This window comes from Streptomyces sp. A5-4 (assembly GCF_051131715.1).
GTDB lineage: Bacteria > Actinomycetota > Actinomycetes > Streptomycetales > Streptomycetaceae > Streptomyces.
Genome location: NZ_CP178591.1, coordinates 3,304,903 through 3,318,584 on the forward strand (window position 1 = coordinate 3,304,903; position 13,682 = coordinate 3,318,584).

Consider the following 13,682-nt stretch of genomic DNA (forward strand, 5'->3'; position numbering starts at 1 on the left):
GATGGGGCAGTGTGCCGGATGTCACGCTTCCCCGCATCGGCGGAACCCGCCAAAATCTTCTCCCTGGGCACTGTGGCCTCCGCACAGCAGGGGATATCGTGCCTGCTTCCTGCGCGGTTGGGTGAGCACCGGCCGCGCGGGGCATCACCGGAGTGACCGACAAGGACCGCGAGTCGTGCACGTATGAACACATGCCTGCACAGAAGGCCGCGGAACCTGCCCGGCGCTGACGGAAATTGACACTTGAATCTGCTGACTCTGCTGATTCCGCACACCTCATGAGGAGCCGCCTGATGTCCGACTTCGTACCCGGACTTGAGGGAGTTGTCGCGTTCGAAACGGAGATCGCAGAACCGGACAAGGAGGGCGGGGCCCTCCGTTACCGGGGTGTCGACATCGAAGACCTGGTCGGGCACGTGTCCTTCGGGAACGTGTGGGGCCTGTTGGTCGACGGCGCGTTCAACCCCGGTCTGCCGCCCGCCGAGCCCTTCCCCATCCCGGTGCACTCCGGTGACATCCGCGTCGACGTGCAGTCCGCGCTGGCGATGCTCGCGCCGGTGTGGGGCCTGAAGCCGCTGCTCGACATCGACGAGCGGACGGCGCGCGACGACCTCGCGCGCGCCGCCGTGATGGCTCTGTCGTACGTCGCCCAGTCGGCGCGCGGGCAGGGCCTGCCGATGGTGCCGCAGAAGGAGATCGACAAGGCGGACACCGTCGTCGAGCGCTTCATGAAGCGCTGGCGCGGCGACCCGGACCCCAAGCACGTCAAGGCCGTCGACGCGTACTGGACGTCGGCCGCCGAGCACGGAATGAACGCCTCCACCTTCACGGCACGGGTCATCGCCTCGACGGGCGCGGACGTCGCCGCGGCGCTGTCGGGCGCGGTCGGCGCCATGTCGGGGCCGCTGCACGGCGGTGCGCCGTCGCGCGTCCTCGGCATGATCGAGGACATCGAGCGCACCGGCGACGCGACCGCGTACGTCAAGCAGGCCCTGGACAAGGGCGAGCGCCTGATGGGCTTCGGCCACCGCGTCTACCGCGCCGAGGACCCCCGGGCGCGCGTCCTGCGGCGTACGGCGAAGGAACTCTTGGCGCCGCGCTTCGAGGTCGCCGAGGCGCTGGAGAAGGCGGCCCTGGAGGAGCTCCACGCGCGGCGCCCCGACCGGGTGCTGGCGACGAACGTCGAATTCTGGGCGGCGATCGTGCTCGACTTCGCCGAGGTCCCGGCGCACATGTTCACGTCGATGTTCACCTGTGCGCGCACGGCGGGCTGGAGCGCGCACATCCTGGAGCAGAAGCGCACCGGCCGCCTGGTGCGCCCCTCCGCGCGTTATATCGGCCCGGCGACGCGCAATCCGCGCGAGGTCACGGGGTTCGACGACATCGCACGCTGAGGCGGCATCGCACGCCGGGCGGACCGTACGACGCGCCGGGCGGCCCACTTCCTCGCGGAGTGGGCCGCCCGGCGTTCGTCACGCACTCACCCCAGCGCCTCGTCCAGGTGCTTGGCCCACTGGGCCACCACCCGGTCGCGCCGGGTCGCGTCGTCGGTGAGGAGGTTGGCCAGGCCCAGGCCGCGGGCCATGTCGAGCAGGCCCTGGACCGTTTCGCGCACGCCGGGGACCGATTCGTCGGCGCCGAGCAGGTCCACGGCTATCCGGTGGGTCTCGCGGCCGACGCGGGCTTCGAGTTCGGTGACGCGGGTACCCAGCTGGTGCTCGTTGGACGCGGCGACCCACAGGTGCAGGGCCGCCCGGAAGAGCGGGCCCGTATAGAGGTCGACGAGGGCGCCGACGACGGCCGCGCGGTGCGCCGGGCCCTCCGGGAAGAGGGCGCGCAGGGCCGTGGAGCGCTCCTCGGCGACGTACTCGACGGCCGCCGTGAACAGGTCCTCCCGGGTCGGGAAGTGGTGCTGCGCCGCGCCTCGCGAAACGCCGGCCCGTTCCGCGACGACGGACACCGTGGAGCCCGCCCAGCCGCGTTCGGCCAGGCAGGACACGGCGGCCTCCAGGAGGCGCTGCCGGGTGGCCCGGGAGCGGTCCTGCTTGGGGGCGTGGCCGGGGGCCCTGCCCGTTGCTTCGTCTGTGGCCGGGGGCGGGGTCACAGCACCCATGCGGGGTCCCGTCGTTCGAGGAATGCCGTCACGCCTTCGGCCGCCTCCCGTGAGGTGAACAGGCCCGCCGACCGCTCGACGAGCTCGGCGGCGTCCCGGTCGAAAGCTGCCAGCACTGTAGCTGTGACCAGGCGCTTGGACTCCGCCAGCCCCTGCGGGGACGCCCTGCGCAGCCCGTCGAGCACGGGCGCCAGCGCCTCGTCGACGGCGTTGTCCGCCGCCCCGTCGGCCGGGAGAGTGATCAGCCCGGCACGGGCCGCCTCCGCCGCGTCGAACCGCTCCCCCGTCAGGTAGTAGCGGGCTGCTGCCCGGCCGTCCATGCGGGGCAGCAGCGGCATCGAGATGACGGCGGGTGCGAGCCCCAGCCGGGACTCGGTGAACGCGAAGCTCGCGCCGGGCCCGGCCACGGAGATGTCGCACGCGCCGAGCAGCCCGAGCCCCCCGGCCCTTACGTGCCCGGTCACCCGGGCCAGGACGGGCTTGGGCAGCTCGACGACGGCCCGCATGAGCCGGACGAAGGCGTGCGGGTCGGCCGGCGATTTGAGGTCGGCGCCCGCGCAGAACGTGTTGCCGGTGTGGGTGAGCAGCACGGCCCGCACGGTGGGTTCCTTGGCGCACGCGGCCAGGGCGTCACCCAGCTCGCCGACCAGTCGCGCGGAGAGCGCGTTGCGGTTGGCCGGCGAGTCCAGGGTGAGGGTGGTGATGCCCCGGTCGTGCGCGGCCCGTACGAGCGGGGATACGGGCGTCATGGCGGGCCTCTTCCTGTCGTTCTGACAGCTCTGGTGTGTGTTGCCGTTCCTGTGGTCCCTATGGCCCCTGAGTGTCCGGTGGTCTACGCGCGCTCCCGGTCGCGCAGTTCGCGCCGGAGGATCTTGCCGGATGCCGCCCTCGGGATGCCACCGATGAACTCCACCCGCCGCACCTTCTTGTACGGCGCCACGTGTTCCGCCACGAACGCGATCACGTCCGCCATCGTCAGCCCTTCCCCGAGTCCCTCGGAAATCCCGTCGATGAACCCCGGGCGCGGCTGCCGGACGACGTACGCCTTCGGCACCTCGTTGCCGTCGTCGTCGTACACGCCGATGACCGCCGCGTCGGCGATGCCGTCGTGGGTGAGCAGGAGCGCCTCCAGTTCGGCCGGTGCCACCTGGAAACCCTTGTACTTGATGAGTTCCTTCACCCGGTCGACGACGAACAGCCAGCCGTCCGCGTCGGTCCTGCCGACGTCGCCGGTGTGCACCCAGCCGTCCTCGTCGATCATGTCGGCGGTGGCGTCGGGGCGGCCGAGGTAGCCCTTCATGACCTGCGGGCCGCGGATGGCGATCTCGCCCTCCTCCTCGACGCCCAGGTCCCTGCCGGGGTCGTCGAGCGACAGGATGCGCATCTCGGTGCCGGGCAGCAGCTTGCCGACGGCCCCGGGCGGCGGGTGGTGCGCGTCCAGCGGGACGACGTGGGTGCCGGGGGACAGTTCCGTCATGCCGTACGCCTGGAGTACGGGCGGCAGGCCGAGGCGGCTCGAACAGGCCTGGGCCAGCTTGGCGTCGAGCGGGGCCGCCGCGCTGACGATGTACTCCAGCGAGGACAGGTCGTAGGTGGCGACGGACGGGTGCTTGGCGAGGGCCAGGACGATCGGCGGGGCGACGTACAACCCGTTGATGCGGTACTTCTCGATCGCCGCGAGGAACTGGTCGAGGTCGAAGCGCGGCAGCACGACGACCGTCGCGCCGTTGCGCAGCGGCGCGTTCATGAGCGCGGTGAGCCCGTAGATGTGGAAGAAGGGCAGTGCGGCGAGGATACGGTCGCCGGGGCCCATGGGGATGAAGGGGTGCAGCTGCGCCAGGTTGGTGGCGATGCTGCGGTGCGTGAGCATCACGCCCTTGGGGACGCCGGTGGTGCCCGACGAGTACGGCAGTACGGCGATGTCCTCGGCCGCGTCGATGGTGATGTTCGGCTCGGGGGCGGTCGAGCCGAGCATGTCGAGGACCGAGCGGTGCCCCTCCGCGCTGTCGCAGACGAAGATCTCCTCGACCCCGCCGACGAGCTCGGCGGCCCTGCGTGCCACACCGAGGAGCGGTGAGACGCTGACGATCCAGCGGGCGGAGGAGTCCTGGAGCTGTTTGGCGAACTCCTCCGCCGTGCAGAGCGGATGGACGGTCGTGACCGAGGCCCCCGCGCGCGTGGCGGCGTAGAAGACCGCCGGGTAGGCGATGGTGTTGGGGCTGTGCAGAGCGAGTACGTCGCCTTTACGCACCCCCGCCTCGGTGAGCGCCGCGGCGATGCGGCGGTGGAAGGCGTCCAGTTGGGCGTAGGTGATCGTGTCGCCCTTGGCACCGTCGATGAGGGCGGGTGTCTCGCCGTAGTCGGCCGCGTGGCCCAGCACCGCCTCGTGGATGGGCATATCGACGGGCTGTACCGGTGCGTACTCGCTGTGGAACACCATGACGATTCCCTCCCGCAACTGAATGGGTGGTGGCCAGAATCGCGCCTCCTAGTACGACTTGGGGAGACCCAGGGACTGGTGGGAAACGAAGTTCAGGATCATTTCCCGGCTGACGGGGGCGATACGGGCCACCCGCGCCGCCGTGATCAGGGAGGCGAGGCCGTACTCGCGGGTGAGGCCGTTGCCGCCGAGGGTGTGGACGGCCTGGTCCACGGCCTTCACGCAGGCCTCGGCGGCGGCGTACTTCGCCATATTGGCGGCCTCTCCGGCGCCGAGGTCGTCGCCCGCGTCGTAGAGGTGGGCGGCCTTCTGCATCATCAGGCGGGCCAGTTCGAGCTCGATGTGCGCCTGCGCGAGGGGGTGGGCAATAGCCTGGTGGGCGCCGATGGGGGCCTTCCACACCGTGCGCTCCTTGGCGTACTCGACGGCCCTTCCCAGCGCGTAGCGGCCCATGCCGACGGCGAAGGCGGCGGTCATGACGCGCTCGGGGTTGAGGCCGGCGAAGAGCTGGAGGAGGCCCGCGTCCTCGTCGCCGACGAGTGCGTCGGCGGGCAGCCGTACGTCGTCGAGGACCAGCTCGAACTGCTTCTCCGGCGCCTGGAGTTCCATGTCGATCTGCGAGCGCTGGAAGCCGGGGGTCTCGCGCGGGACGATGAACAGGCACGGCTTGAGGCTGCCGGTGCGCGCGTCCTCGGTGCGGCCGACGATGAGGGTCGCGTCGGCGATGTCGACGCCGGAGACGAAGACCTTGCGCCCGGTGAGCAGCCAGTCGGCGCCGTCGCGCCGCGCGGTGGTGGTGATGCGGTGGGAGTTGGAGCCCGCGTCGGGTTCGGTGATGCCGAAGGCCATGGTGAGGCTGCCGTCGGCCAGGCCGGGCAGCCAGGCGGCCTTCTGCCGGTCGGTGCCGAAGCGGGCGATGACGGTGCCGCAGATGGCGGGCGAGACGACCATCATGAGCAACGGGCAGCCCGCGGCGCCCAGTTCCTCCAGGACGATGGAGAGTTCGGCTATGCCGCCACCGCCCCCGCCGTACTCCTCGGGGAGGTTCACGCCGAGGTAGCCGAGCTTGGCGGCATCCGCCCAGAGGTCGTCGGGGTGGCGTCCTTCGCGTACGACGGTGGTGAGGTAGTCGCGCCCGTAGCGGCGCCCGAGGGCGGCGACGGCGGAGCGGAGTGCTTTGTGCTCTTCGGTTTCGACGACTGCGGTGGCGATGCTCATGAGTGCTGTGCCTCCTGGACCGTTGCGGGTGCTTCTTCGGTCTGTACGGGTACGGGTGCGGGTGCGGCGGCTCGCGCGGGTGCGGTCGGACGGGTGCCGTGCGCGGCAGGTGCGGGTTCCTATTCGGCTGCTGCCGGGGGTTCTTCGGCCTGTACGACGGCGAGCAGGGCGCCCACCTCGACCTGGCGGCCGGTGACGGCGTGCAGCGCGGTGAGGATGCCGGAGGCGGGCGCGGTGACGCGGTGCTCCATCTTCATGGCCTCCAGCCAGAGCAGGGGCTGCCCGGCGGTGACATGCGCGCCCTCCGCGAGCCCTTCGGCGACGCGCACCACCGTGCCGGGCATGGGGGCGAGCAGGGAGCCGGGCTCGGTGGGGGCCGTGGGGTCGGGGAAGCGGGGCAGTGCGGTGAGGGTGTGCGCGCCGGTGGCGCTGTCGACGTACACCTTGTCGCCGCGCTCGTCCCTGTACGCGGTGACGTCGAAGTGGCGCAGTACGCCGTCGACTTCGAGCGTGACCCGGTCGGGGCGCGCGGCATGGACCCGTACGCCGGGGGCGCCTTCGGCGGTGAAGCCGTCGCGGGTGGCCCGGTAGCGGACCTCGTGCTCGACGCCGTCGGGTTCGCAGCGGTAGGTCTTCGCCTGCCCCTGAGAGGCCACATTGCGCCACCCGCCGATGCGGGCCGCGAGGGTCCCGGTCGCCGCCCGCCGGGTCGCGGCGTCGGCGAGCGCGGCGGCGAGGGCGGCCAGGGCGGGCGCCGCTCCGGGGGCCGCGCCGGTCAGGGTCTCCAGGTGCCGGTCGTAGAAGCCGGTGTCGAGCCGTCCGGCGACGAAGTCCGGATGGCGCAGGGAGCGTACGAGCAACTCGCGGTTGGTGACGGGTCCGTGGATACGGGCCCGCTCCAGGGCGTGCGCCAGCTTGCGGACCGCTTCGGCGCGGGTGGGCGCGTGGGCGACGACCTTGGCCAGCATCGGGTCGTAGTGCACCCCGATCCCGTCGCCGTCCGCGTATCCGCTGTCGACCCGCAGTCCGGGCGCTTCGGCGAACCGCAGGGCGTGCAGTGGCCCGGTCTGGGGCTGCCAGTCGCGGGCCGGGTCCTCCGCGTACAGCCGTGCCTCCACCGCGTGCCCGTGCGGGGCCGGGGGCTCGGGCGGCAGCGACTCGCCCTCTGCGACGCGCAGTTGGAGCGCGACCAGGTCGAGGCCGAACACCGCCTCCGTCACCGGGTGTTCGACCTGGAGGCGGGTGTTCATCTCCAGGAAGTACGCCTGGTCGCCGGAGACCAGGAACTCGACCGTGCCCGCGCCCCGGTAGCCGACGGCCTTCGCCGCCTGGACGGCCGCGGCGTACAGGGTCTCGGCCAGCCCGGCGGGCAGGAGGGGGGCGGGCGCCTCCTCGACGACCTTCTGGTGGCGGCGCTGGAGGGAGCAGTCGCGGGTGCCCAGCGCCCACACCGTGCCCTGGTGGTCAGCGAGGATCTGCACCTCCACATGCCGGCCACGCTCAATGTACGGCTCGACGAACACCTCGCCGTCCCCGAACGCGGACAGCGCCTCGGCACGGGCCACCTCCAACTCGCCGCTGAAGTCCGCAAGTTCTCTTACGACCCGCATGCCGCGACCGCCGCCCCCGGACGCCGCCTTGATGAGCACGGGCAGGTCCGCGGCGGTCACTTCCTCCACCGGCGCGAGCAGCGGCACCCCCGCCTTCGCCATCAGTTCCTTGGCCCGCGTCTTGGACGCCATGGCCTCGATCGCCTCGGGCGGTGGCCCGATCCATACGAGGCCGGCGTCCAGTACGGCGCGCGCGAAGCCCGCGTTCTCGGAGAGGAAGCCGTACCCGGGATGCACGGCGTCCGCGCATGCCGCGAGCGCCGCCTTCACCACCAGGTCGCCCCGCAGGTAGGTGTCGGTCGGGGCGGCGCCCGGCAGGCGCACCGCCGAGTCGGCCACGCGCGCGTGCAGCGCGTCGGCATCCGCGTCGGAGTACACGGCGACGGTGGAGATGCCGAGTTCGGCGCAGGTGCGGAAGATCCGGCAGGCGATCTCGCCCCGGTTGGCGACGAGGACGGAGTTGATGGCCAGGGTGGCGTTGTTGGTCGGTGCGGAGCTGTTGGTCGGTGCGGAGCTGTTCGTCATGTCCGACTCACATCCGGAAGATGCCGAAGCCGCCGCGGGCGCCTTCGACGGGGGCGGTGTGGATGGCCGACAGGCACAGGCCGAGGACGGTCCTGGTGTCGCGCGGGTCGATGACCCCGTCGTCGTACAGCCGCCCGGACAGGAACATCGGCAGGGACTCCGACTCGATCTGCTGCTCGACCATGGCGCGCAGTCCCGCGTCGGCCTCGTCGTCGTACGGCTGCCCCTTCGCGGCGGCGGACGCGCGCGCCACGATCGACAGCACCCCGGCGAGCTGCTGGGGGCCCATGACCGCGGACTTGGAGCTCGGCCAGGCGAAGAGGAAACGCGGGTCGTACGCGCGCCCGCACATGCCGTAGTGCCCCGCGCCGTACGACGCGCCCATCAGGACGGACAGGTGCGGGACCTTGGAGTTGGACACCGCGTTGATCATCATCGCGCCGTGCTTGATGATGCCGCCCTGCTCGTACTCCTTGCCGACCATGTAGCCGGTGGTGTTGTGGAGGAAGAGCAGCGGGATGTCGCGCTGGTTCGCGAGCTGGATGAACTGGGCGGCCTTCTGCGACTCCTCGCTGAACAGCACGCCCTGCGCGTTGGCGAGGATGCCGACCGGATAGCCGTGCAGCCGGGCCCAGCCGGTGACCAGGCTGGCCCCGTACAGCGGTTTGAACTCGTCGAAGTCCGAGCCGTCGACGATGCGCGCGACGACCTCGCGGGGGTCGAAGGGGACCTTGAGGTCGCCCGGCACGATGCCCGCCAGCTCGTCCTCGTCGTACTTGGGCGGCTCGGCGGTCGACGCCGGGTCGGGGTGCGCCTTGCGCCAGTTGAGGCGGGCGACGACCCGGCGGGCCTGGCGCAGGGCGTCGGGCTCGTCGACGGCGAAGTGGTCGGCGAGGCCGGAGGTGCGGGCGTGCATCTCGGCGCCGCCCAGCGACTCGTCGTCGCTCTCCTCGCCGGTGGCCATCTTCACCAGCGGCGGACCACCGAGGAAGACCTTCGACCGCTCCTTGATCATGATCGTGTGGTCGGACATGCCGGGTACGTACGCGCCGCCCGCCGTGGAGTTGCCGAAGACGACCGCGATGGTCGGGATGCCGGCGGCGGACAGCCGGGTGATGTCCCGGAAGAGGGCACCACCGGGGATGAAGATCTCCTTCTGGGAGGGGAGATCGGCGCCGCCGGACTCGACGAGGCTGATGCAGGGCAGGCGGTTCGCGTACGCGATCTCGTTGGCCCGCAGTGCCTTCTTCAGCGTCCAGGGATTGCTGGCTCCGCCGCGCACGGTGGGGTCGTTGGCGGTGATCAGGCACTCGACGCCCTCGACGACACCGATGCCGGTGACCATCGAGGCGCCGACCTGGTAGTCGCTCCCCCACGCGGCGAGCGGCGACAGCTCCAGGAACGGGGTGTCGGGGTCGAGCAGCAGCTCGATGCGCTCACGGGCGAGGAGCTTGCCGCGCTTGCGATGCCGGGCAACGTACTTCTCGCCGCCGCCGGCAAGGGCTTTGGCGTGCTCTTCGTCGAGCTCGGCGAGGCCGGCGAGGGTGGTGGCGCGATTGGCGGCGTACTCGGGGGAGCGGGGGTCGAGGGCGGAGGCGAGCGTGGTCACGGGGTCACCTCTGTGGGGTGGGGAGGGGAGGGGAGGGGAGGGGAGGGGAGGGGAGGGGAGGGGAGGGGAGGGGGCGCGGACGAGAGTGGGAGCAAGGGCGCGGTATGGGTGCGCGGGTTGCGGGTGCGCGGTGGCGCGGTGCGGGGTGGCGCGGTGGCGCGGTGCGGGTGCGGGGTGCGCGGTGGCGCGGTGCGGGTGCGGGGTGCGCGGTGGCGCGGTGCGGGTGCGGGGTGCGCGGTGGCGCGGTGCGGGTGCGGGGTGCGCGGTGGCGCGGTGCGGGTGCGGGGTGCGCGGTGCGCGGTGGCGCGGTGCGGGGCTGTTCCCCTACCCGCCCCCGCGCACCCACCACTCACAGCAACCCCTCCGGTATCTCCACGTGCCGGGAGCGCAACCACTCCCCCACCCCCTTCGCCTGCGGGTCGAACCGCGCCTGTGCCGCGACCCCCTCACCCAACAACCCCTCCACCACGAAGTTCAGCGCCCAAAGGTTCGGCAGCACATGCCGGGTGACGGTCAACTTCTGCGTCTCCGGGAGCAGTTCACCGAAGCGCTTCACCGTCAGCTCGTGCGCCAGCCACCGCCACGCCTCCTCCGAGCGCACCCACACCCCGACATTCGCGTCCCCGCCCTTGTCACCGCTCCGCGCCCCCGCGACCAGCCCCAGCGGGGCCCACCGGGTGGGGCCGGGCGCCGGCGGCGGGGGCAGCGGGGGCGCGTCCACCGGTTCCAGCACCCGGGTCAGCGCGGCGGCCGGCACGCGCACCCGCGCCCCGTCCGGCAGCACCGCGACATGCTCAACGCCCGCCGCGTCCACCGCCGCCGCTTCGAAGACCCCGTACGGCGTCCCCTTGCCCGGCGGCGCCGTCACGTGGAAGCCGGGGTAACTGCCCAGCGCGAGCTCGATCGCCGCGCCGCTCACCACCCGGCCGACCGCCTCCGGGTCACTGCCTCGGACCACCAGCCGCAGCAGCGCGCTCGCGCGCTCCTCCGTCGGGGCGTCCGCGTGATCCGTGCGGGACAGCTCCCAGCGCACCTGCGCCGGGCGCCGCTCCGTCGCGGCCAGGGCGTCCTCCACCTGGCCGCGCACCAGCGCGGCCTTGGCGTCGATGTCCAGCCCGGTCAGGACGAACACGACCTCGTTGCGCCACCCGCCGATCCGGGTCAGCCCTGCCTTGAGGGTGGGCGGCGGCGCCTCGCCCCGTACACCCGAGATCCGCACCCGGTCGGGCCCGTCCTGGGCCAGCCGCACGGTGTCGAGCCGCGCCGTGACATCGGGCCCCGCGTAGCGGGCTCCCCCCGTCTCGTACAGCAGTTGCGCGGTGACCGTCCCCAAGTCGACGGCCCCGCCCGTGCCTTCGTGCTTGGTGATGACCGAGGAGCCGTCGGAGTGGATCTCCGCCACCGGAAAGCCCGGCCGCCGCACGTCGAGCCCGCCGAAGAAGGAGTAGTTCCCGCCGGTCGCCTGTGTCCCGCACTCCAGTACATGCCCGGCGACCACCGCCCCGGCGAGCGCGTCCAGGTCCTCGGCGCTCCTCGCGCCCCACCCGAACCAGTGCGCCGCGGGCCCGGTGACCAGTGCCGCGTCCGTGACCCGGCCCGTCACCACCACATCCGCGCCCGCGTCCAGACAGGCGGCGATGCCGCCTCCGCCCAGATACGCGTTGGCGGTCAGTACGCCCTCGCCCCAGCCGCCGCGAGCCAGCAGGTCGTCGCCCTCCACCTGGGCCACCGATACCGGCACACCGACCCGGTCGGCCAACTCCCGTACAGCGTCGGCGAGTCCGGCCGGATTCAGCCCGCCCGCGTTCGCGACGATCTTCACGCCGCGCTCCCGGGCGAGACCCAGCCCGTCCTCCAGCTGCCGGAGGAACGTCTTGGCGTAGCCGCGCGTGGGGTCCTTCAGCCGGTCCCGGCCGAGAATGAGCATGGTCAGTTCGGCGAGGTAGTCGCCGGTCAGTACGTCCAGTTCGCCGCCGGTGAGCATCTCGCGCACGGCGTCGAACCGGTCGCCGTAGAACCCGGACGCGTTGCCGATCCGCAGCGGCCGTCGCGGCGCCGGGGTCACGCGCCCGCACCCTCTCCCGGCGGTGCCGCGGTCTCCGCCGACGCCGGGCGCCCGTCACCCGCGGGGCCCGCGAAGGCCTGCGCGATGTCCAGCCACCGGTCCGCGTCGGCGCCCTCCGCGCGTACGGCGACATCCGCGCGGTGCGCCCGCTGGGTGACCAGAAGGCAGAAGTCCAGCGCGGGTCCGGTCACCCGCTGCGGGGCGTCCTCGGGCCCGTACGCCCACAGGCCGGACCCGTCCGGCGCCGTCAGCTCCACCCGGAACTCCTCGGTGGGCGCGGCCAGGCCCCGTACGAAGTAGGCGTAGTCGCGCGCCCGCACACCGATCCGCGCCACGTGCCGCAGCCGGGCGGTCGGTGCGCGGCGTACGCCCACCGCGTCCGCGATGTCCTGGCCGTGCGCCCAGGTCTCCATCAGCCGGCCCGTCGCCAGGGAAGCGGCGCTCATCGGGGGCCCGTACCAGGGGAAACGCGCCCCGGCCGGGGCCGCCCGCACCGCGCGCTGCAACTGTTCGCGCCCGTCGCGCCACCACGCGAGCAGCTCGTCGACCGGCAGCTCGGCGCCCGCCTCCGCACCCTCGTCCACGAAGGTGCCGGGGGATTCGAGCGCCTTCCTGGTCTCCTCCGCGAAGGCTTCCGGGTCGGTCACGGACAGCAGGGCCGCCGTGTCCGTCCAGGCGAGATGCGCGACCTGGTGCGCGATGCTCCAGCGTGGCGCGGGGGTGGCCAGCGACCACTGCTGCTCGCTCAGGCCCCCGACCAACTGGTCGAGCGCGTCCCCTTCGGCACGGAGATCGTCGAGCACGGCTGACGGATCGGACACGGTGCGCTCCCCTCAAGGGTGGGCGGTGTGTCCCGGAGCATGGCAGCCCGCACAGAAACAAGCAAGCGTGCTTGCATTATTTCCGTGCCGGGTCCGAGGGCCCTACGCGGCGGCCTTCCGCCGCCCCTGCCGCGTCTGGCTCCGTACCGCGCCCATGCTCGCCCCGATGACCAGCGCGATCGCCAACGCGTCGGTCGTGGACAGGGCTTGGTGCAGCACCAGGAATCCGGCGACCGCCGCGATGGCCGGCTCCAGGCTCATCAGGACCGCGAAGGTCGCGGCGGGCAGCCGGCGCAGCGCCACCAGCTCCAGCGTGTACGGCAGCACGGACGACATCAGCGCGACAGCGGCGCCGAGGAGCAGTGTCCTTGGCTCCAGCAGCTTGCTGCCCGCCTCGGCCAGCCCGAGCGGCAGGCTGAGCAGCGCCGCCACCCCCATCGCGAGCGCGAGCCCGTCGGCCTGCGGGAAGCGGCGTCCGGTGCGGGCACTGAAGAGAATGTACGCCGCCCAGCACGCCCCGGCGCCGAGCGCGTAGGCCACACCGACCAGGTCGAGGCGGCCGAAGCCGCCGCCGCTGAGCAGTGCGACCCCGGCGAGCGCGAGCCCGGCCCACACCGCGTTCATCGCGCGGCGGGACGCGAACACGGACAGGGCGAGCGGGCCCAGCACCTCAAGGGTGACTGCGACGCCCAGCGGGATGCGGTCCACCGCCTGGTAGAAGAGCCCGTTCATGCCTGCCATGGCCACGCCGAACGCGGCGATGGTCCCCCAGTCGGCACGTGCGTACCCGCGTACACGCGGGCGGCACACGACCAGCAGCATCAGGGCCGCGAAGGTCAGCCGCACGGCGACGACACCGGCCGCGCCCGTGCTCGGCATCAGCGTCACGGCGACGGCGGACCCGAACTGCACGGACAGCCCGCCCGCCACCACCATCGCGACCGGCACCAGCCTGGCGCGGTTGCCCGGACCGGGCGCGGCGGGGGTGGCGGAGGCGTCGGCGGCCCCGGCGGCGGAAAGCAATCCGGATATCTCCGGGGCGGGTGCGTGGCCGAGGTCGGCAGAGGTGGGCTGGTCCATAGCTCCACGGTAAGGGGAACAGGACCATGCGCCGCCCACACCCCTTACCCGGGGCGCGAGGGGGGCGGGGGGCGGGAACGGGATGCCCGGCGGCCACACGCCCTGACCTGCCGACAGCGCGGACGGCCGGGGCTTCGCGAGGCCCCCGAGAGCGCGCCCGGCGGTCAGCCCACCACCGGCACCGGATACTCCGGGGCATCG

The 13,682-nt window shown here is 72.7% G+C and carries 10 protein-coding genes; 1 reads left to right on the forward strand and 9 read right to left on the reverse strand.

Annotated elements, in window-relative coordinates:
- The first annotated feature begins 293 nt into the window (after positions 1–293).
- Complete coding sequence (locus ACLLJJ_RS15125) at positions 294–1,394, forward strand: citrate synthase 2 (RefSeq protein ID WP_434591122.1); 1,101 nt, start codon at positions 294–296, stop codon at positions 1,392–1,394.
- An 86-nt stretch (positions 1,395–1,480) separates the two neighbouring features.
- On the opposite strand, the gene ACLLJJ_RS15130 is transcribed toward ACLLJJ_RS15125, so the two are convergent.
- The 9 genes from ACLLJJ_RS15130 to ACLLJJ_RS15170 form a co-directional block, all read right to left on the reverse strand.
- On the reverse strand, positions 1,481–2,113 hold the full coding sequence (locus ACLLJJ_RS15130) for a TetR/AcrR family transcriptional regulator (protein ID WP_434591125.1): 633 nt from the start codon (positions 2,111–2,113) through the stop codon (positions 1,481–1,483).
- On the reverse strand, positions 2,101–2,862 hold the full coding sequence (locus tag ACLLJJ_RS15135) for an enoyl-CoA hydratase family protein (RefSeq protein WP_434591127.1): 762 nt from the start codon (positions 2,860–2,862) through the stop codon (positions 2,101–2,103). The genes ACLLJJ_RS15130 and ACLLJJ_RS15135 overlap by 13 nt, the downstream gene beginning before the upstream one ends.
- 83 nt (positions 2,863–2,945) lie before the next feature.
- The gene (locus tag ACLLJJ_RS15140) at positions 2,946–4,553 is read right to left on the reverse strand and encodes a 4-coumarate--CoA ligase family protein (RefSeq protein WP_434591129.1); all 1,608 of its coding nucleotides are present in this window, start codon (positions 4,551–4,553) and stop codon (positions 2,946–2,948) included.
- 48 nt (positions 4,554–4,601) lie between these two features.
- Positions 4,602–5,771 carry an acyl-CoA dehydrogenase family protein gene (locus tag ACLLJJ_RS15145; RefSeq protein WP_434591131.1) on the reverse strand — a complete coding sequence of 390 codons (1,170 nt, stop codon included), beginning with the start codon at positions 5,769–5,771 and terminating at the stop codon, positions 4,602–4,604.
- A 119-nt stretch (positions 5,772–5,890) separates the two neighbouring features.
- Positions 5,891–7,906, reverse strand: coding sequence for a biotin carboxylase N-terminal domain-containing protein (locus ACLLJJ_RS15150; RefSeq protein ID WP_434591133.1), 2,016 nt, complete (start codon positions 7,904–7,906; stop codon positions 5,891–5,893).
- Between the two features lie 7 nt (positions 7,907–7,913).
- Positions 7,914–9,515, reverse strand: a complete 1,602-nt coding sequence (locus ACLLJJ_RS15155) for an acyl-CoA carboxylase subunit beta (RefSeq protein WP_434591136.1) — start codon at positions 9,513–9,515, stop codon at positions 7,914–7,916.
- A gap of 349 nt (positions 9,516–9,864) precedes the next feature.
- Complete coding sequence (locus ACLLJJ_RS15160) at positions 9,865–11,580, reverse strand: acyclic terpene utilization AtuA family protein (RefSeq protein WP_434591139.1); 1,716 nt, start codon at positions 11,578–11,580, stop codon at positions 9,865–9,867.
- Positions 11,577–12,401: a TIGR03084 family metal-binding protein gene (locus ACLLJJ_RS15165; protein ID WP_434591142.1), complete on the reverse strand. Its 825-nt coding sequence runs from the start codon at positions 12,399–12,401 to the stop codon at positions 11,577–11,579. Before ACLLJJ_RS15165 ends, ACLLJJ_RS15160 begins: the two co-directional genes overlap by 4 nt.
- Before the next feature lie 102 nt (positions 12,402–12,503).
- Complete coding sequence (locus ACLLJJ_RS15170; protein ID WP_434591145.1) at positions 12,504–13,481, reverse strand: EamA family transporter; 978 nt, start codon at positions 13,479–13,481, stop codon at positions 12,504–12,506.
- Positions 13,482–13,682 lie beyond the last annotated feature (201 nt).